Annotated in this window: 20 protein-coding genes; 13 read left to right on the top strand and 7 right to left on the bottom strand. The window is 70.7% G+C overall.

Annotation, left to right across the window (positions count from 1 at the left end; genetic code table 11):
* The 8 genes from ACILQS_RS10960 to ACILQS_RS10925 form a co-directional block, all read left to right on the top strand.
* A partial coding sequence (locus ACILQS_RS10960; protein ID WP_395640162.1) for an aminotransferase class I/II-fold pyridoxal phosphate-dependent enzyme occupies positions 1-604 on the top strand: 604 nt, incomplete at its 5' end.
* An 87-nt stretch (positions 605-691) separates the two neighbouring features.
* Positions 692-1,546, top strand: a complete 855-nt coding sequence (locus ACILQS_RS10955; protein ID WP_395640161.1) for an ABC transporter ATP-binding protein — start codon at positions 692-694, stop codon at positions 1,544-1,546.
* On the top strand, positions 1,543-2,349 hold the full coding sequence (locus ACILQS_RS10950; protein WP_395640160.1) for an ABC transporter permease: 807 nt from the start codon (positions 1,543-1,545) through the stop codon (positions 2,347-2,349). The genes ACILQS_RS10955 and ACILQS_RS10950 overlap by 4 nt, the downstream gene beginning before the upstream one ends.
* A complete protein-coding gene (locus ACILQS_RS10945; protein WP_395640159.1) occupies positions 2,350-3,504 on the top strand; it encodes a sensor histidine kinase in 1,155 nt (384 codons plus the stop codon). It abuts the gene before it with no gap.
* Complete coding sequence (locus ACILQS_RS10940; RefSeq protein WP_395640158.1) at positions 3,501-4,121, top strand: response regulator; 621 nt, start codon at positions 3,501-3,503, stop codon at positions 4,119-4,121. The genes ACILQS_RS10945 and ACILQS_RS10940 overlap by 4 nt, the downstream gene beginning before the upstream one ends.
* A gap of 118 nt (positions 4,122-4,239) precedes the next feature.
* A complete protein-coding gene (locus ACILQS_RS10935) occupies positions 4,240-4,929 on the top strand; it encodes a spermidine synthase (protein WP_395640157.1) in 690 nt (229 codons plus the stop codon).
* A gap of 80 nt (positions 4,930-5,009) precedes the next feature.
* On the top strand, positions 5,010-5,381 hold the full coding sequence (locus ACILQS_RS10930; protein ID WP_395640156.1) for a winged helix-turn-helix transcriptional regulator: 372 nt from the start codon (positions 5,010-5,012) through the stop codon (positions 5,379-5,381).
* Positions 5,382-5,424: 43 nt separating this feature from the next.
* On the top strand, positions 5,425-7,698 hold the full coding sequence (locus tag ACILQS_RS10925) for an LLM class flavin-dependent oxidoreductase (protein ID WP_395640155.1): 2,274 nt from the start codon (positions 5,425-5,427) through the stop codon (positions 7,696-7,698).
* Here the strand turns inward: ACILQS_RS10925 and ACILQS_RS10920 are convergent.
* Positions 7,695-8,453 carry an SGNH/GDSL hydrolase family protein gene (locus ACILQS_RS10920; protein WP_395640154.1) on the bottom strand — a complete coding sequence of 253 codons (759 nt, stop codon included), beginning with the start codon at positions 8,451-8,453 and terminating at the stop codon, positions 7,695-7,697. The genes ACILQS_RS10925 and ACILQS_RS10920 overlap by 4 nt on opposite strands.
* Positions 8,454-8,502: 49 nt before the next feature.
* Here ACILQS_RS10920 and ACILQS_RS10915 point away from each other — a divergent pair, with 49 nt between their 5' ends.
* Entirely contained in the window at positions 8,503-8,991 is a 489-nt protein-coding gene (locus tag ACILQS_RS10915) for a nucleotidyltransferase domain-containing protein (RefSeq protein WP_395640153.1), read from the top strand.
* Between the two features lie 72 nt (positions 8,992-9,063).
* On the opposite strand, the gene ACILQS_RS10910 is transcribed toward ACILQS_RS10915, so the two are convergent.
* Complete coding sequence (locus ACILQS_RS10910; protein WP_395640152.1) at positions 9,064-9,498, bottom strand: hotdog fold thioesterase; 435 nt, start codon at positions 9,496-9,498, stop codon at positions 9,064-9,066.
* Between the two features lie 235 nt (positions 9,499-9,733).
* Between ACILQS_RS10910 and ACILQS_RS10905 the strand changes: the two genes are divergently transcribed.
* The gene (locus ACILQS_RS10905; protein WP_395640151.1) at positions 9,734-10,069 is read left to right on the top strand and encodes a hypothetical protein; all 336 of its coding nucleotides are present in this window, start codon (positions 9,734-9,736) and stop codon (positions 10,067-10,069) included.
* A gap of 121 nt (positions 10,070-10,190) precedes the next feature.
* Here the strand turns inward: ACILQS_RS10905 and ACILQS_RS10900 are convergent, their stop codons facing one another.
* Complete coding sequence (locus ACILQS_RS10900) at positions 10,191-11,657, bottom strand: helix-turn-helix domain-containing protein (RefSeq protein ID WP_395640150.1); 1,467 nt, start codon at positions 11,655-11,657, stop codon at positions 10,191-10,193.
* 104 nt (positions 11,658-11,761) lie between these two features.
* Between ACILQS_RS10900 and aceA the strand changes: the two genes are divergently transcribed.
* Genes aceA through ACILQS_RS10885 form a run of 3 tightly spaced genes read left to right on the top strand, consistent with a single transcriptional unit; the run spans position 11,762 to position 15,059 of the window.
* Positions 11,762-13,090 carry an isocitrate lyase gene (gene aceA, locus ACILQS_RS10895; protein ID WP_395640149.1) on the top strand — a complete coding sequence of 443 codons (1,329 nt, stop codon included), beginning with the start codon at positions 11,762-11,764 and terminating at the stop codon, positions 13,088-13,090.
* Positions 13,091-13,137: 47 nt separating this feature from the next.
* The gene (aceB, locus tag ACILQS_RS10890) at positions 13,138-14,757 is read left to right on the top strand and encodes a malate synthase A (RefSeq protein WP_395640148.1); all 1,620 of its coding nucleotides are present in this window, start codon (positions 13,138-13,140) and stop codon (positions 14,755-14,757) included.
* Positions 14,754-15,059 (top strand): hypothetical protein, encoded by a 306-nt coding sequence (locus tag ACILQS_RS10885; RefSeq protein WP_395640147.1) that lies wholly within the window; start codon positions 14,754-14,756, stop codon positions 15,057-15,059. The genes aceB and ACILQS_RS10885 overlap by 4 nt, the downstream gene beginning before the upstream one ends.
* 73 nt (positions 15,060-15,132) lie before the next feature.
* On the opposite strand, the gene ACILQS_RS10880 is transcribed toward ACILQS_RS10885, so the two are convergent.
* Genes ACILQS_RS10880 through ACILQS_RS10865 form a run of 4 tightly spaced genes read right to left on the bottom strand, consistent with a single transcriptional unit; the run spans position 15,133 to position 17,676 of the window.
* On the bottom strand, positions 15,133-15,726 hold the full coding sequence (locus ACILQS_RS10880; RefSeq protein WP_395640146.1) for a GyrI-like domain-containing protein: 594 nt from the start codon (positions 15,724-15,726) through the stop codon (positions 15,133-15,135).
* A complete protein-coding gene (locus ACILQS_RS10875) occupies positions 15,726-16,826 on the bottom strand; it encodes a UDP-N-acetylmuramate dehydrogenase (protein ID WP_395640145.1) in 1,101 nt (366 codons plus the stop codon). Before ACILQS_RS10875 ends, ACILQS_RS10880 begins: the two co-directional genes overlap by 1 nt.
* Complete coding sequence (locus ACILQS_RS10870) at positions 16,823-17,233, bottom strand: MaoC family dehydratase (protein ID WP_395640144.1); 411 nt, start codon at positions 17,231-17,233, stop codon at positions 16,823-16,825. Before ACILQS_RS10870 ends, ACILQS_RS10875 begins: the two co-directional genes overlap by 4 nt.
* Positions 17,230-17,676, bottom strand: coding sequence for a MaoC family dehydratase N-terminal domain-containing protein (locus tag ACILQS_RS10865; protein ID WP_395640143.1), 447 nt, complete (start codon positions 17,674-17,676; stop codon positions 17,230-17,232). The genes ACILQS_RS10870 and ACILQS_RS10865 overlap by 4 nt, the downstream gene beginning before the upstream one ends.
* Positions 17,677-17,778 lie beyond the last annotated feature (102 nt).

The raw sequence follows: 17,778 nt of genomic DNA, 5'->3' as shown, positions 1-17,778 counted from the left end.
GCACGGCCTCTGGGTGATCAGCGACGAGATCTACCAGAACCTCACCTACGACGGGGTCAAGGCCGTCTCGATCGTCGAGGCGTTCCCGGCCATCGCCGACCGCACCATCCTCGTCAACGGCGTCGCCAAGACCTACGCGATGACCGGCTGGCGCCTCGGCTGGATGGTCGGACCGGCCGACGCGATCGCCGGCGCCGCGAACCTCCAGTCGCACCTGTCGAGCAACGTGTCGAACATCTCGCAGCGCGCCGGAATCGCGGCTCTCACCGGACCGCAGGACTCGGTGGAGGAGATGCGCCTCGCGTTCGACCGCCGGCGCAAGCTGATCGTCGAGGGCCTCAACGCCATCCCGGGTGTCGTCTGCCCGACGCCTGAGGGTGCCTTCTACGTCTACCCGGATGTCACCGGTCTGCTGAATCGCGAGTGGGGAGGCGTCACCCCGACGTCGTCGCTCGAGCTCGCCGACCTCATCCTCGAGCAGGCCGAGGTCGCCGCGGTGCCCGGCGAGGCGTTCGGCCCGAGCGGATACCTGCGCTTCTCGTACGCGCTCGGCGACGACGACATCCGCGAGGGCGTCGCCCGCCTCCAGCGGCTCTTCGCCTAGGCCGGGCCCGCCCATCCACCATTCGGTGGAGAGGATTCCCACCGGACGGTCGTGGCCTCGGCGCGACGGGACGGCCAGGCTGAGGGCATGACAGATGCGGTAGTGCGGGTCGAGGACCTGCGGAAGACGTACGCGGGTGGAGTCGACGCCCTGCGCGGCGTCTCGTTCCAGATCGACCGGGGCGAGACCTTCGCTCTGCTCGGGCCGAACGGCGCGGGCAAGTCGACGACGATCGAGATCCTCGAGGGGTATCGCGACCGCACGTCGGGCGTGGTCGAGGTGCTCGGCACCGACCCGCACCACGGCGGGCTCGACTGGAAGGCGCGGCTCGGTATCGTGCTGCAGTCGACGGGTGAGGCCCCTGCTGCGAGTGTGCGCGAACAGCTCGCCCACTTCGCCGCCTTCTACCCGAATCCGCGCGACGTCGACGAGGTGATCGCGGCCGTCGGGCTGACCGAGAAGGCGAAGACGAGCATCCGGAAGCTCTCCGGGGGGCAGCGCCGTCGCGTGGATGTCGCGCTCGGCATCGTCGGACGCCCCGAGCTGCTCTTCCTCGACGAGCCGACGACCGGGTTCGACCCCGAGGCCCGGCGGTCGTTCTGGGATCTGATCCGACGCCTGCAGGACGAGGGCACGACGATCCTGCTCACGACGCACTACCTCGACGAGGCCGCGGAGCTGTCGAGCCGTGCGGCGATCATCGCGAACGGCACGATGGCCGCGCTCGGCCGGATCGACGAGCTCGGCGGCGAGGACGCGCGGGTGCCGATCGTGCGCTGGCGCGAGAACGGGATGGTGCGCGAGGAGCGCACCGAGAACCCGGGCGCCCTCGTCGCACGGCTCTCGACGGACGGCGAGCCGGACCGGCTCGAGGTCATCCGCCCGAGCCTGGAGGACATCTACCTGTCGTTCGTCGGCACGCAGCAGGAGGTGACGGCATGATCGCCTCGATCCTGCGCAACGGCGTCTCCCGCGTCGGCTACGAGGTGCGCGGCTACTTCCGGCAGGGCGACACGGTGTTCTTCACCTTCCTGTTCCCGCTGCTCATGCTGCTCATCTTCTCGGTGGCGTTCTCCGACGCGGCGTTCGGACCGCCGGGGGCGGAGATCTCCTCGGCCGCGTACTACCTGCCCGGGATGATCGCCGCCGGGCTCCTGCTCTCCGGTCTGCAGAACATGTCGATCGACATCGCGATGGAACGCGGCGACGGGACGCTCAAGCGCCTCGGCGGCACGCCGCTCTCGCCGGTGTCGTACTTCCTGGGTAAGTTCGGGCAGGTGCTCGTCACCGGGCTGCTGCAGTCGGCACTGCTGATCCTCGTCGCGGCGACGGTGTTCGGCGTCGAACTGCCGACGGATCCGGGTCGCTGGGTCACCTTCGCCTGGGTGTTCCTGCTCGGCGTGACGACGTGCGCGATCCTCGGGATCGGGCTGAGCGCGCTGCCCCGCTCCGGTCGCAGCGCGACGGCGGTCGTCATCCCGATCGTGCTCGTGCTGCAGTTCATCTCGGGCGTCTACATCGCCTTCGGCGGGCTGCCCGAGTGGCTGCGCACCATCGCGAGCGTCTTCCCGCTGAAGTGGCTGGCGCAGGGGATGCGCGCGGTGTTCCTCCCCGCGGAGTTCGAAGGCGGCGAGCCGTCGGGCTCGTGGGACCTGCCGCTCATCGCCCTGGTCTGCGGGATCTGGCTCGTGGTCGGACTCATCGTGGTGCGGGTCACGTTCCGGTGGATCCGCAAGGATGCCTGAATGCAGTACTCGCGGGTGATGGCGTCGCCGTGGTGGACGGTCGCGGTTCTCGCGGTCGTCGCCGTCTGCGGCGTCATCCTCGCGTTCTCCTGGCCGACGACGCCGCTCGGTCCGGTCGGCGCCGGGACACTCGTCACCGTGCTGATCGCCTTCGTCACCCTCGGTCGGCGCGCCCCCGACGGGAGTAGCCGGGCCGCAGTGTTCGTCGGCATCCTCGTGGTCGCGACCTTCGCGCTGGTCTCGGTCGCACCGACGCTCGCCGTCTTCCAGTCGCTCGCGATGCCGGCCGGCTGGGTGCTGGCCACCACCCGGCGCGCCGGCATCCTCTCGAGCGCCGCCGTGGCGACCGCCGCCGCCGCCGGATTCTTCGTCTCCCTCGGCCCGTCGTGGGCGACCTTCGCGAGCGCCGGAGTGACGTTCGTCTTCTCGCTCACCGGCTCGATCGCCCTCGGGCTGTGGATCTGGCGCATCGCCGTCTTCGGCGCCGAACGGGCGCGGTTGCTCGACGAGCTGACGGCGGCGCAGGACGAGCTCGCGGTGCTGCATCGGGATGCCGGCTCGACCTCCGAACGGGAGCGGTTGGCCCGCGACCTGCACGACACGATCGCGCAGGACCTCGCCGGCGTGGTGCTGCTGGTGCAGCGCTCCCGGCGGGAGCTGGCATCCGGGCGACTCACCGACGACACCCTCGAGCTCGTCGAGGAGTCGGCCCGTGCGGCGCTGACTGAGACCCGCACCCTCGTCGCCGGCAGCGCGCCGGTGGAGTTGACGAGCGGACTGCCGGAGGCCCTCACCGTGCTCGTCGAACGTTTCCGGCGCGAGACGTCGGTGGTCGTCGAACTCTCGGTGGAGCTCGACAGCCCGCTCGACCGGGATGCCGAGGTCGTTCTGCTGCGCTGCGCCCAGGAGGGTCTGGCAAACGTGCGCAAGCACGCCGGGGCCTCGACGGTGTCGGTGTCGCTCGTCGCGGAGGACGATGCGGCCGTGCTGCGCGTGCGGGACGACGGCCGCGGGCTCGACCCCGCCGCTCTGCCCGATGGGTTCGGCCTGAGCGGCCTCCGGGCGAGACTCGCCCTCGCCGGCGGCACCCTCACCGTCGCGAGCGATGGCGGCACCATCGTCACGGCGACGCTCCCGCGCGAGGTGCGCGCATGATCCGCGTCGTGATCGTCGACGACCATCCGATCGTGCGGGCCGGACTGGTCGGACTCGTCGAGTCCGCCGACGACCTGGAGGTCGTGGGCACCGGGGCGACGGGACTGGATGCCGTCGAACTCGCGGTCTCGCTGACGCCCGACGTCGTGCTCATGGACCTCCGCATGCCCGACCTCGACGGCGACGACGCCACCGCCCGCATCCTCGCCGCCGTGCCGTCGACGCGGGTCGTCATCCTCACCACCTACGAGAGCGACGACGCGATCCTGCGGGCGATCGGGGCGGGCGCGTCGGGGTATCTGCTGAAGGCGGCGCCCGAAGCGGAGCTGCTCGCCGGCATCCGTGCGGTCGCCGCCGGGGAGGTCGCGCTCGCGCCGTCGGTGTCGCGCGTGCTCGTGCGGCGGGCCGCGACCCGCACCCCGGCCGTGCAGCTCACCGGGCGGGAGCTCGACGTGCTGCGCCTCGTCGCGACGGGTCTGTCGAACCGCGAGATCGGCGTCGCGTTGAGCCTCGGGGAGGCCACCGTGAAATCGCACCTGCTGCACGCATTCACCAAGCTCGACGCGAAATCCCGCACCGGTGCCGTCACGAAGGCCCGGGATCTGGGATTGCTCTAACCGCAGGTTGAGTGCCCGCGCAGCGGGTGTATCGAAACCGCCCCCGAGTAGCGCGTCGGTCGGTTTCGATACACCGCCTGCGGCGGCACTCAACCCGCTGATGCGTAGGGTGAGCGGGATGGCGCTGCGCTTCGAAGAGCTGGACTGGCAGGAGACCCCGATGGGCGACCTGTTCCTGCGGCGACGGGTCGAGCCGACCCTGGGCGTGGATGTCTACGAGGTGAAGCTCGGCGACGAATACCTGATGTCGAGCCTCTTCACCGAAGCGGAGGAGCAGCTCGCCCACCTGGGGCTCGCTCCACTGGACGGCGCCGACCTGGCCGTCCTGGTGGGCGGGCTCGGACTGGGCTACACCGCCGTGGCGGCGCTCGCCCACGACGCGGTCGGGTCGCTGGTGGTGGTGGATGCTCTGCCCGCCGTCATCGACTGGCACCGGCGCGGCCTGCTGCCCGTGTCAGCGCAGCTCACCGGCGACCCGCGCACGAGCCTCGTGCTCGACGACTTCTTCGCGCTGATGCGGCGCGAACCGGAGGCGCGGTACGACGCGATCCTGCTGGATGTCGACCACTCCCCGCGGCATTCGCTCGACCCGTCGCACGCCGACCTCTACACGCCCGACGGGCTGCGCCGACTGGCCCGGCACCTGCGCGACGGCGGGGTGTTCGCGCTCTGGTCGGACGACCCGCCCGACGAGACGTTCCTCGCCGACCTCGCGACGGTGTTCCCCACCGCCGACGCGCACGTCGTGGAGTTCGCGAATCCGCTCACCGGCGGCACCTCGACGAACACCGTCTACGTCGCCCGCTGACCCGCGGGTCGAGTGCCGGGCGCAGCCCGGTGTATCGAGACCAACCAGCGAGGAAGCGCGCGGATGCTTACTCTAGGTGAGTGACCGACGCCCAGGCCCAGCCCACCCTCGAGACGATCGACGACGACAAGTGCCGCGCCATGGTGCAGCACCTCGAGTTCATCGGGCGGCGCTGGGTGGGGGCGATCATCCTGGCCGGCATCCGCGGGGCTCGGCGCTTCTCGGAGTACCGCGTGCTCGTCGAGGGGATCTCCGACCGGCTGCTGTCGGTGCGCCTCAAGGAGCTCGAAGCGGAGGGCTTCATCGAGCGCACCGTGGTGCCGACGACCCCGGTCACGATCTCGTACGCGCCGACCCGCCGCGGTCGGGAGCTGATCGCCGCCGCGCAGCCCCTGACCACGTGGGCAATCGCCGACGAGCGACGCCAGCACTTACGCGCCGTAAGCGACTAACCCGGGGCGAGCATCCGGAGCGCGCACCGAGCACGATGGAGCCATGCCCGACTACGGACTCCCTCTTCGGTTCGGAACCTTCGTCACCCCGGCGGCCGACCCGCCCGAGCACGCCGTCGATCTCGCGGTGCTCAGCGAGGAGCTCGGCTTCGATCTCGTCACCTTCCAGGACCACCCGTACCAGCCGTCGTTCCTCGACACCTGGACGCTGCTGACCTGGACCGCGGCGCGCACGTCCCGCATCCATCTCGCCGCGAACGTGCACAGCCTGCCGATGCGCCCGCCCGCCGTGCTCGCCCGCTCGGCCGCCAGTCTCGACCTGCTCTCCGGCGGACGGTTCGAGCTCGGGCTCGGCGCGGGCGCCTTCTGGGATGCGATCGAGAGCATGGGCGGGCGACGCCTCACCCCGGGTCAGGGCGTCGAGGCGCTCGACGAAGCGATCGACGTCATCCGCGCGCTCTGGAACGTCGGCGAGCGCGCTCCCCTCCGCCTAGAGGGCGAGTACTACCGGCTGAACGGCGCGAAGCGCGGACCGGCACCGGCGCACGACATCCCGATCTGGATCGGCGCGCTCAAGCCGCGGATGCTGCGCCTCGTCGGCCGGAAGGGCGACGGCTGGCTGCCGTCGTTCGCCTACGTCGGACTCGACGGACTGATCACCGGCAACGCGACGATCGACGCCGCGGCGACGGCGGCCGGGCGCGACCCGCGGGAGATCCGCCGCATGCTGAACGTCGGCGGCGCGTTCACCGCGCAGACATCGGCCCCGTTCCAGGGTCCGCCCGAGGCGTGGGTCGACGACCTCGTGGCGCTCGCGCTCGAGCAGGGGGTCGCGACCTTCATCCTCGCGTCCGACGACCCGGAGACGATGGCGACCTTCGCGACCGAGGTCGTGCCCGAAGTGAGGACCCGCGTCGACGAGGAGCGCGCCACCCGCGGCACGACCACCGGAGTCGTGCGGTCGTCGGCGGCCCTCGCGGCCCGGCGGCCCGGCATCGACTACGACGGGATGCCGGCGTCCTTAGCCGCGACCGCGGTCGAGCCGGGCGACTCGGCGTTCTCGCGCGTGCGCAACAACTACCTCCGCGGCGGCAATCCGGGTCTCGTGCTGCGCCCGGGCTCCGTCGACGAGGTGCGCGAGGCGCTCGCCTTCGCCCGCGCGCAGGACGTGCCGCTCGGGGTGCGCAGCGGCGGGCACGGGATCTCGGGACGCTCGACGAACGACGGCGGCATCGTCATCGACCTGAAGAAGCTGGATGCCCTCGAGCTGCTCGACGCGTCGCGGCGTCTCGTGCGCGTGCAGCCCGGGGCACGGTGGATCGACGTCGCGAGGTTCCTCCAGCCGCACGGCTGGGCGATCACGAGCGGCGACTACGGCGGGGTCGGGGTCGGCGGGCTCGCCACCGCGGGCGGCGTCGGCTGGTTCGCCCGCGAGCACGGGCTGACGATCGACCACGTCCGCGCGGTGGAGCTGCTCACCGCCGACGGTCGCCTCGTGCGCGCCTCGGCGGAGGAGAACCCCGACCTCTTCTGGGGCATGCGCGGCGCCGGCGCCGAGTTCGGGATCGCCGTGGCCTTCGAGATCGAAGCGCACGAAACCGGCGAGGTCGGTTTCGCCCAGCTGCAGTTCGCGACCGACGACATCGCCGCGTTCCTCGAAGGCTACGGCCGCATCGTCGAGGCGTCACCGCGCGACCTGACGGCGAGCCTCGTCCTCGGCCCCGGTCGCGGGGGCGGTGCCTCGGCGACGATCCTGGCGCTCATCGACTCCGCCGATCCCGACACCGTCATCGCGCGGCTGCAGCCGTTCGCCGAGCTGGCGCCCCTCGCCGGACAGCAGGTGAGCATCCAGTCCTATCCCGACGTGATGGCCGCGTTCCTGACCCCCGGCCCGCACGCCGCGCAGGGCGAGCCCCACGCGCACACGGGCATGGTCGACCACATCACCCCCGACTTCGCGGAAGCCGCGGCGGCGTTCCTCGTCTCCGGGGCGACGCACTTCTTCCAGTTCCGCGCGGTCGGCGGAGCGGTCGCGGATGTGCCCGCCGACGCCACCGCCTACGCCGGGCGCGAGGCCGCGTTCTCGCTCACCGCGCTCTCCGGCGACCCCGCCCGACTCGACGCGGCGTGGGACGGGATGCGGCCGTGGCTCACCGGCGCCTACCTGTCGTTCGAGACGGGCCGGGATGACGTGGCGCGCGACCTGGTCTGGCCGGCCGCGCACCTGGCGCGGCTGCGGGCGCTGAAGGCCCAGTGGGATCCCGAGCACGTCTTCGCCGACAACCTCGGCCTCGGCCTCGCGACCCTCGCGGGCTAGGCGGGCGCGACGGTGACGAAGGCGGGGTACTTCGGCTCGCGGCCGTCGCCGGATGAGGTCCCCGTCAGCCGCCGTCGCACCCACGGGCCGAGGTGCTCCCGCACGTACTGAGCGCGGGGCAGCCGCACGGTCTCGGGAAGGTCGGCGGCGTCCCACCACGCGGGGCGGGGCTCGAGCCCGAGGGCGGTGAGCACGCGCGCGGCGACGCGATGGTGTCCGCGGGAGTTGAGGTGCAGCCGGTCGGGCGCCCAGAAGCTCGGGGCGGCGAGTTCGCGGTCGGGCCAGTTGTACGCGCGCACGAGGTCGTCGCGTGCGGCGAAGCGCGCCTCGACGAGCGCCGAGAGCTGGTCGCCGCGCCGCTGCCCGAGTCCGCCGAGCGGGAGCTGCCCCGACGGGTTGCCACCGCTCAGCAGGATGAGCGTCACTCCCTCCTCGTCGCAGCGTCGCAGCACGTGGGCGAAGGCATCCGCGAGTCGGGTCAGCGGAGTGCGCGGCCGCAGCATGTCGTTGCCGCCGCCGTTGAACGACAGGTGCGTGGGCTTCAGCGCGAGCGCCGGCTCCAACTGCTCGTCGAGGATCGGCTGGGCGAGCTTGCCGCGGATCGCGAGGTTGGCGTACTCGACGGGCGCACCCGTGGCATCCGCCCAGCCCTGTGCGACGAGGTCGGCCCAGCCGCGCACGACGCCGGGTTCGGGTTCGTCGCCGACGCCCTCCGTGAAGGAGTCGCCGATCGCGACGTAGCGCACGGTGCTCACCCGTCGACCCTATGACCCGCCGCTCGATCTCGTTGATAGCATCTGCTATATGCCGCCCTCAGTGACACTGACGCGCCAACTCCGGGAACGCGCCGAGGAGGCTGACGCGCTGCATCTGCGGTCGCGCGAACTTCTCGTGAGCGCCGCACGCGCCGGTCACCTCGGAGGCTTGACCCAGCGGGAGATCGCTGACGCGCTGGGTCGGAGCCAGCCCGAAGTCTCACGACTTCTGCGCTTTCGGGGTCGAACAGAACTCGGGCGACGCCTTGCATCACGACGCGCTGAGGTGATTCGCATCCTTCGTGATCTCGGCGCCCGTCGACCCCGGGTCTTCGGCAGTGTCGCGCGCGGAACCGACGAGGCGGGATCAGATGTCGACCTGCTGGTCGACCTCGATTCAGGAGTCTCGCTGTTCGCGATCGCTCGCGCCGAACTCGATCTTGCGGCGATCCTCGAAGCCGATGTCGACATCGTTCCCGCGTCCGCGCTGCGGCCGAATGTCGCAGCGTCGGTGGTGCGTGATGCCGTCCCTCTGTGACCCGCACTGACGCCGAGCTCGTCCGCGATCTCGAGGTGCGGCTGAGGTCCGCGATCGACGAGAGCGGCTATGTCAGTACTGCGAGGGAACCGCGAGCACGGCCATCGTGCAGCGGGAGATGCAGGCGAGCTTGCCGTCGTCGTTGGTGATGCGGATCTCCCAGACCTGCGTCGTGCGGCCGAGGGCGATCGGGCGGGCCTCGCCGCGTACCCATCCGTCCGGTACCGGGCGGAGGTGGTTGGCGTTGATCTCCATGCCGACGCAGTGGAACTTCTCGCGATCGACCGCGAACGTTGCCGCCCACGACGCGAGGGTCTCGGCGAGTACCACCGAAGCTCCGCCGTGCAGCACGCCCGCGGGCTGGCGGGTGCGGTGGTCGACGGGCATCCGGCCGGCGAGCATGTCGTCGGTCATGTCGGTGAACTCGATGCCGAGGTGCTCGATCATCGTGCCGCCGCGGCGGGAGTTCGCGTCGTCGATCGTCGGGGTGCCGAACCAGATGCTCACTGGTCCATCATGCCCGGGTGAGGTTTCGACACGCGCCTTCGGCGCTCCTCGACCCCGGCGGGACCACGACTACCACTCGTTGCTCAGGGTCCCCATGACGGCGGTCCCGGTGCCCATTGCCAGGGCCGTATGCGAGTGCAACACTCGCCGCACACACGCGACGCAGGGTCGCGTGTCGACACAAGGATCGGGGAATCTCATGAAGCGCTTTTTGACCGGCCTAGCGGCCATCGCAGTGAGTCTCGGCCTCGTGTTCGGCGCGGTCGCGCCGGCACAGGCGGCAACATCGGGAGCCGCCAATGGCTCGGTCACACTGTCTGCGAGCGACCCGACGCTGAACCTCGTCTACGCCAACGGGCATGCGGCGTTCAACGTCGAGATCTTCGCCACGGTCGTCGGGAACTCGAACGCGCCCTATTCCATCCGGATGTACAACGTGTCAGGCCAGCAGGTCTGGTCCGCAACCAACCAGACGCGCCGCACCTACTACGTCGGCAGCAACGTGACAAAGATCACCATCACCCCGAATGCGCGGACCAACGGAGAGTCCGTGCAGTGGGCGCGGAGGTGATCGAGGGCTGAAACAGGGCAGGGAGGGAGCCCTGCCTCTGAAAGGCTCCCTCCCTGCGCATCACGGTTCGCCACATTCACTTCGCCGATGACCTCCCGCCATGAAAGTGATCGCGGGGTGGTCAGTCGGGCGCGTGGGCGTCGAGGAACTCGTAGACCTCGGTGAGATCGACGCCGGTGAAGGTACCCGACGGCATCGCGGCGAGCAGCGACGAGTTGAGCCGTGCGGACGGCCAGGCCTTGTCGCCCCACCGCGAGGCGAGGGCGGCGGCGGGCTGGCGACAGCAGGTCGGGTCGGGGCAGCGGGACGTCTGCCGCCGCGCCGTGTCGCGCCCGCGGAACCACTTCACGTGCGCGAAGGGCGTGCCGACGCTCACCGAGAACGCGCCCGACGTCGTGCTCTGGATGCTCGACGTGCACCAGTAGGTGCCCGACGGCTTGTCGGTGTACTGGTGGTACGGGCTGAAACGGTCCTCGACGGCGAACACCTGGCGCGCACTCCAGTAGCGGCACACCAACTGCCCTTCGACCGCGCCGAGCACGTCAGTGGGGAACAGCGCCCCATCGTTCTCGTACGCCTTCGAGATCGCGCCGCTCGCGTGCACCTTGAGGAAGTGCACCGGGATGCCGAGGTGCTTGGTCGCGAGGTTGGTGAACCGGTGGGCGGCTGTCTCGTAGGTGACGGCGAAGGCATCCCGGAGGTCTTCGACGCTGAGTTCGCGCGCCTCCTTCGCCGCCGTGAGGAACGAGACGGCGGATGCTTCGGGGATGAGCAGCGCGCCGGCGAGGTAGTTCGTCTCGACGCGCTGGCGCAGCAGGTCGGCGTAGTCGCGCGGCTCCTGCTTGCCGAGCACGTGCGCGGCGAGCGCCTGCAGCAGCGCGGAACGCGGGTCGCCGCCGGCCGACTGCCGCACGGGGAGGTAGATGCGTCCGTGCGCGTGGTCGGTGACGCTGCGGGTGGTCTCGGGAAGGTCGCCGACGTAGTGCAGCGTGAATCCGAGGTGGCTCGCGAGGTCGGCCGCGACGCGTTGCGACAGCGGACCCCCCTGGTGGCCCACCGCGGTGAGCAGGTCGCGGGCGATCGTCTCGAGGTCGTCGAAGTGGTTTCCTTTGCGACGCTGCTCCGCCCGCAGTTCGACGTTCGCGCGTCGGGCCTCCTCCGGGGTGGCGGCGCGCTGTTCGTGCACGCGCTTGAGTTCGTCGTGCAGTCCGAGGATCGCCTCGATCGCGTCATCCGACAGCGTCTTGCGGGCCGGCACCGCGGGCAGCCCGAGGCTCGTGTAGAGCGGTCCGCGTTGCACGCGCTCGAGGGCGATCTCGAGGGCCGCGCGGCGCGACGGCGGTTCGGCGCTCAGCAGCTCGTCGAGGGTCACCCCGAGGATGCGCGCGAGCTTCTGCAACTCGCCGATCTTGAGCTCGCGCTTGCCGTTCTCGATGACCGACACCTGCGAGGGGGCACGGCCGAGTTCGGCGGCGAGCGCTTCGAGGGTCAGGCCGCGGTCGGTGCGCAGCGACCGGATGCGCCGGCCGATGGTGAGGGGATCGAGCACCTCTTCATCGTCGAGGTCTTCGGGAGACGAAAGCGCCATGCGACCATCCTGAACCCTTGAATCCTTGCGGGGAACAGAAAGATTGCAATATTTCTGGCACCCGATCCAGGAAATCGGGCTTGCGGCGGACGCACGCTGAGGTCATGACCGACACCACAAGCCGCGGCGCTCGCCCCGGCGACATGACCCAGACCGCTGCCGACCTCGAGACCGAGTGGGCGGCCGACCCCCGCTGGAGCGACGTGCGGCGCGACTACACCGCGCAGGATGTCATCGACCTGCGCGGTCCGGTGCGCGAGGAGCGCACCCTCGCCCGACGGGGCGCCGAGAAGCTGTGGGAGCTGATCCAGGACAACGACGACCCGGACCAGTGGGTCTCCGCTCTCGGCGCCCTCACCGGCAACCAGGCGGTGCAGCAGGTGCGCGCCGGACTGAAGGCGATCTACCTCTCCGGCTGGCAGGTGGCGGCCGACGCGAACCTCTCGGGACAGACCTACCCCGACCAGAGCCTCTACCCGGCCAACTCGGTGCCGGCCGTCGTGCGGCGCATCAACAACGCACTGCTGCGCACCGGGCAGATCGAGGTTTCGACAGGCTCAACCGGCGAAGGGGATCGGGACTGGATGGTGCCGATCGTCGCGGATGCCGAGGCCGGCTTCGGCGGACCGCTCAACGCCTACGAGCTCATGAGCTCGATGATCGAGGCCGGCGCCGCGGGCGTGCACTGGGAGGACCAGCTCGCGAGCGAGAAGAAGTGCGGCCACATGGGCGGCAAGGTGCTCATCCCGACCAGCCAGCACATCCGAACGCTGAACGCCGCGCGGCTCGCCGCCGATGTCGCCGGCGTGCCGACGATCGTGATCGCCCGCACCGATGCGATGGCCGCGACGCTCCTCACGAGCGACCACGACGAGCGCGACGCGCCCTTCGTCACGGGTGAGCGCACCGCCGAAGGCTTCTACCACGTCCAGAACGGCATCGGCCCCGTGCTCGCCCGCGGGCACGCGTACGCCCCGTACGCCGACCTGCTCTGGGTGGAGTCCGACAAGCCGAACCTCGAACTCGCGCGAACCTTCGCAGAGAGCATCCATGCCGAGTTCCCGAACCAGAAGCTCGCGTACAACTGCTCACCCTCGTTCAACTGGAAGCAGCACCTCGACGACTCTCAGATCGCCTCGTTCCAGCGGGAGCTGTCGGCGATGGGCTACGCGTTCCAGTTCATCACCCTGGCCGGCTTCCACGCCCTCAACCACTCGATGTTCGAGCTGGCCACCGGGTACCGCGACCGCCAGATGAGCGCCTACGTCGAACTGCAGGAAGCCGAGTTCGCCTCCGAGGCCTACGGCTACACCGCGACCAAGCACCAGCGCGAGGTCGGCACCGGGTACTTCGACAAGATCGCCACCGCGCTCAACCCGTCGTCGGCGACCCTCGCCCTCGTCGGCTCCACCGAGTCCGAGCAGTTCCACTGAGCCCGCGACGACACCCACCCGTCTTCACGACACGAAGAGAGAAGAACATGGACATCCGCATCGAGATCACCGCGCCGCTCGGCGAGCGCTACGACGACATCCTGAGCCCCGGCGCGCTGGAGTTCCTCACCAAGCTGCACGACCTGTTCCTCGGTCGCCGGCAGGAGCGCCTCTCGGGTCGCATGCTGTTCCGGCAGGCGATCGACAACGGGCGCAACCTGCGCTTCCTCGACGACGAGAACGACATCCGTCGCAACCGGTCGTGGCGCGTCGCCGGCCCCGGACCCGGGCTGCACGACCGCCGCGTCGAGATCACCGGCCCCACCGACCGCAAGATGACCGTGAACGCCCTCAACTCGGGCGCGAAGGTCTGGCTGGCCGACTTCGAGGATGCGACCAGCCCGACCTGGGCGAACATCATCGAGGGCCAGATCAACCTGTTCGACGCGATCCGCCGCCAGGTCGACTTCACCTCCCCCGAGGGCAAGGAGTACAAGCTCGGCGCGGACACCCCGACGATCGTGGCCCGTCCCCGCGGCTGGCACCTCGTCGAGAAGCACCTGCGCTACACCGACCAGGCGGGGACGCGGGTGCCGACGTCGGCCTCCCTCGTCGACTTCGGGCTGTACTTCTTCCACAACGCGGCCGAGCTGATCGAGTGCGGCACCGGCCCGTACTTCTACCTGCCGAAACTCGAGAACCACCTCGAGGCCCGACTGTGGAACGACGTCTTCACCTTCGCGGAAGCGCACCTCGGAATCCCGCACGGCACGATCCGCGCGACGGTGCTCATCGAGACGATCACGGCGGCGTTCGAGATGGAGGAGATCCTCTACGAGTTGCGCGACCACGCCGCCGGGCTGAACGCCGGCCGCTGGGACTACGTCTTCTCGATCATCAAGAACTTCCGCGGCCGCGGGGCGGGCTTCGTGCTCCCCGACCGCAAGCAGATCACGATGACGACGCCCTTCATGCGGGCCTACACCGAGCTGCTCGTGGCGACCTGCCACCAGCGCGGCGCCCACGCGATCGGCGGCATGAGCGCGTTCATCCCGAACCGGCGCGACCCGGAGGCCACCGAGGCCGCGCTCGCCCAGGTCGCCGCCGACAAGCGCCGGGAGGCGACCGACGGCTTCGACGGATCGTGGGTGGCGCATCCCGACCTCGTGCCCGTGGCGCTGGCGGAGTTCGACGCCGTGCTCGGCGACCGCCCGAACCAGGTGGGCCGGCTGCGCGAGGACGTGCAGGTGGCCGCCGCCGACCTCGTGAACCTGCGGATCGACGGCGAGGTGACCGACGCCGGCGTGCGCGCCAACGTGTCGATCGCTCTCCGGTACCTCGAGGCCTGGCTGCGCGGCACCGGCGCGGTCGCCCTCGACGGGCTGATGGAGGATGCCGCCACCGCCGAGATCTCGCGGTCGCAACTCTGGCAGTGGGCGGCCCAACGCGTCACCACGGCCGAGGGCACGCCGGTGACCCGCGAGTGGATCGAGCGGATCCTGATCGAGGAGCTCGATCGCTTCGGCGGCGACGCGGGCAACCGCTTCGAGGATGCCGCCGCGATCTTCCGCGACACGACGCTCGAAGACGACTTCCCGCCGTTCCTCACGATCCCCGCCTACACGCGCTACCTCGTCGACACCCGGGTGCCGGAGGTGACGCGGTGATCCGCATCGTGCTCGCCGGCTCGTCGGCCGCGACGCGAGCGGATGTCGCGGCGGCGCTCGCCGAACGACTCGGACTGCCGTCGGGCGACGGGTTCGTGCTCGCCGACCCGCCGGCGGATCCCGTCGCGTTCGACGCGTCGCTGGCCCGGGTCGGGGCGGAGGTGGATGCTCTCCTCCACCTCGGCGGGGCGCCCGACGCCCTGCTCGAGCACTACGGCCGCGCGGTCGTCGAGTGCGCCTCGACGGAGGTGGACGGCATCCTCGCGGCTCTGCGGGAGGCCCTGACGACGGCCGCGCGCTGAACGTCGGTTCCCAACTCTTGCTCAGAGCCGCGTTCGGCCCCCCTGGATCGATGAGGGTGGCCGAGAGCGAGAGTTAGGAACCGCGGACTCGGCGAACGGGCTGGCGCAGGATGGTGCGGAACCTCGCGGGGTCGGCGGTGCGCGCGTCGCTGAAGTAGATCTCGTGGTGTCGACCGGTCATCTCGAGACCCTCGGCGGGGATGAACTCGTCGTGCATCCGGGCGAGGGTCGGGCCTTCGGCATCGAACGGCCCGACGTGGAGGGTCTGCACGCAGAGCCCCTCGTCGAGCGTCTCGAGTCGAACGCCCTCCCCCGTCTCGACCTCATCGATCCACTCCGGAATGAGCGTGAGCAGCGTCCAGTCCCACTGCGACTTGTCGCGGCGGCTGGTGAACGACGCGAGGTCGGGCGCCGACCACAGCGCTTCGAGCGGGGGCACGACGTAGTCCCGCCCCGCCTTCTTGCTCGCGAACTTCAGCGGATACGCGACCGCATACATCGCCTCGATCGCCGCACGGTAGGGCGCGGTGTTCGGGTCACCGTGCCCCTCGATCGCGAGGTAGCGCCGGGTCGGCAGCTCGAGGATGCGGAACACCCCCCACGTCGCACGGTAGGAGTCCAGCGTCTTCTTGAGATCGATCTTCGGGTGGATCTCGGCGGCGGACACTACAGCTGCACGCCGACGAGCACGGGCTCGGGCTGGAGACTCACGCCGAACTCGGCGAGCACGCGGGTCTGGATGTAGCCCGCCAGTTGCACGACGTCGGCGGCGGTCGCCCCGCCCCGGTTGACGATCGCGAGCGTGTGCTTGCTCGAGATCGCCGCTCGCGAACCGGGCAGCGCGAAGCCGCGGGTGATGCCGGCGTGCTCGATGAGCCACGCGGCGGACAGCTTCACGAGATACTCGCCGCGCACGATGCGCGGGATGTCGCTGCCGAGCGGCAGCACGCGCGCCGCCTCCTCGGGCGCCGTCGGCCAGCGCGGCGCGTCGGCCGGCAGGCCGCGGGCGAAGTTCTCGGAGACCACCGGGTTCGTGAAGAACGAACCGGCACTCGCCGAGTCGGGATCGGGGTGCTCCGGGTCCCAGAGCATCCCCTTCGCCGCGCGGAGTTCGAGCACGGCCACCCGCAGCTCGGCGACGGGGACGCGGTCGCCGATGCGCACGTTCAACGCGTTCGCCAGCTGGGCATAGGCGATCGGCTGGGACAGCGAGGTCTCGTCGCCGAGCGCGAGCTCCAGGGCGACGACGAGACCCAGACGGCCGCGCTTCAGGGCGCTCGTGCGATAGCCGAGGCCGAGCTCCGGTGCCGGGATGCGCACGACGCGCCCGCTGTCGAAGTCGAGGAAGTCGATGGACACCAGGCTGCTGCTGAGCTCCTGGCCGTAGGCGCCGATGTTCTGCACGGGCGCGGCGCCGGCCGAGCCCGGGATGCCGGAGAGCGCCTCGATCCCCGACCAGCCGTTCGCGACGGTGTGGGCGACCACGGCATCCCACGGCTCCCCCGCCTCGACGGTCAGCCGCACCGGGCGGGCGCTGCCCTCGACGCGGGTGGCCGACATCCCGCGCGTCGCGACCCGCACGACGACGCCGTCGAATCCCTCGTCGGCGATCACGACGTTCGAGCCGCCGCCGAGGATGAGCCAGTCCTCCGGCGAGCCCCACGTCCCGAGGGTCTGCTCGACCAGCTCGTCACGGGTCGACGGCTGCAGGAGGGTCGTCGCGGGACCGCCGATCCCGAACGTCGTCAGCTCCGCGAGCGGGGTCATCCGGCGGGACGTGCGACGCGCACCTGGGCCTTGCCGAGCACCGTCTGATCGCCGAAGGTCACCGTGAGGTCGATTCGCGCCCCCTCGTCGTCGACGGCGCCGACCTTCGCCACCACCGTCACGACTGCGCCGACCTCGGGGTCGACGAGCACCGGCCGGGTGAACTTCACCTGGTAGTCGAGCACCTTGCCGGGGTCGCCGAGCCAGTCGATCACCGGCTGCACGGCGAGACCCATCGTGAGCATCCCGTGGGCGAGCACTCCGGGGAGCCCGACGGACTGGGCCACGTCGTCGCGGTAGTGGATGGGGTTGAAGTCGCCCGAGGCTCCGGCGTACCGCACCAGGGTGTCGCGGGTCAGCGGGAAGCTCTGCTCGGCGACGACATCCCCGACGGCGAGGGGGCTCATTCCTCGCCCCGCACGACGAGGGTGGAGGTCGCGGTGACGACGTGCGCGCCGGTCGCGTCGGCGATGGCCGACTCCGAGGTGACCATGCTGTGGCCGCCGATCGACTTGACGCTCGTGATCGTCATCGTGGCCGTGAGCTCATCGCCGGCGACGATCGGTCGCGCGTACGCGAACCGCTGGTCGCCGTGCACGACGCGGGTGAAGTCGACGCCCGCGTCGGGGTCTCCGAGCAGCTGGTCGAGGGTGGCCGCCGTCACGACGATCGGGAAGGTCGTCGGGGCGACGACATCCGCGTACCCTGCGGCGCGAGCGGCTTCGGGATCGAGGTGGGTCGGGTGCGTCGCGAAGACGGCGCGGGCGAATTCGCGCACCTTCTCGCGACCGACGAGGTAGGGGTCGGTCGGCGGGTAGACCCGCCCTTCGATGCTTGCGTTCACCGGCACGCCGTCGAGCCTACCGACCCGTTAAATGATCGACGCCCCGGCGACTGGAGTCTGCCGAGGCGTCGAAGTCGTTGGGTAGCCGGTTACTGGCAGCTCTCGCAC

The organism is Pseudolysinimonas sp., assembly GCF_044239695.1.
In the GTDB taxonomy this organism is placed as follows: Bacteria; Actinomycetota; Actinomycetes; order Actinomycetales; family Microbacteriaceae; genus Pseudolysinimonas_A.
The sequence above is the reverse complement of the archived record's forward strand: the minus strand, read 5'-3'. Positions and strand labels throughout refer to the sequence as shown.

What these genes read in the sequence shown, in the direction of transcription:
- ACILQS_RS10955 (WP_395640161.1), top strand. Translation starts at nt 692, where the DNA reads ATGACAGATGCGGTAGTGCGGGTCGAGGACCTGCGGAAGACGTACGCG.
- ACILQS_RS10900 (WP_395640150.1), bottom strand. Translation starts at nt 11,657, where the DNA reads ATGGCGCTTTCGTCTCCCGAAGACCTCGACGATGAAGAGGTGCTCGAT.
- ACILQS_RS10945 (WP_395640159.1), top strand. Translation starts at nt 2,350, where the DNA reads ATGCAGTACTCGCGGGTGATGGCGTCGCCGTGGTGGACGGTCGCGGTT.
- ACILQS_RS10875 (WP_395640145.1), bottom strand. Translation starts at nt 16,826, where the DNA reads ATGACCCCGCTCGCGGAGCTGACGACGTTCGGGATCGGCGGTCCCGCG.
- ACILQS_RS10940 (WP_395640158.1), top strand. Translation starts at nt 3,501, where the DNA reads ATGATCCGCGTCGTGATCGTCGACGACCATCCGATCGTGCGGGCCGGA.
- ACILQS_RS10915 (WP_395640153.1), top strand. Translation starts at nt 8,503, where the DNA reads ATGCCGCCCTCAGTGACACTGACGCGCCAACTCCGGGAACGCGCCGAG.
- ACILQS_RS10950 (WP_395640160.1), top strand. Translation starts at nt 1,543, where the DNA reads ATGATCGCCTCGATCCTGCGCAACGGCGTCTCCCGCGTCGGCTACGAG.
- ACILQS_RS10935 (WP_395640157.1), top strand. Translation starts at nt 4,240, where the DNA reads ATGGCGCTGCGCTTCGAAGAGCTGGACTGGCAGGAGACCCCGATGGGC.
- aceB (WP_395640148.1), top strand. Translation starts at nt 13,138, where the DNA reads ATGGACATCCGCATCGAGATCACCGCGCCGCTCGGCGAGCGCTACGAC.
- aceA (WP_395640149.1), top strand. Translation starts at nt 11,762, where the DNA reads ATGACCGACACCACAAGCCGCGGCGCTCGCCCCGGCGACATGACCCAG.
- ACILQS_RS10870 (WP_395640144.1), bottom strand. Translation starts at nt 17,233, where the DNA reads ATGAGCCCCCTCGCCGTCGGGGATGTCGTCGCCGAGCAGAGCTTCCCG.
- ACILQS_RS10925 (WP_395640155.1), top strand. Translation starts at nt 5,425, where the DNA reads ATGCCCGACTACGGACTCCCTCTTCGGTTCGGAACCTTCGTCACCCCG.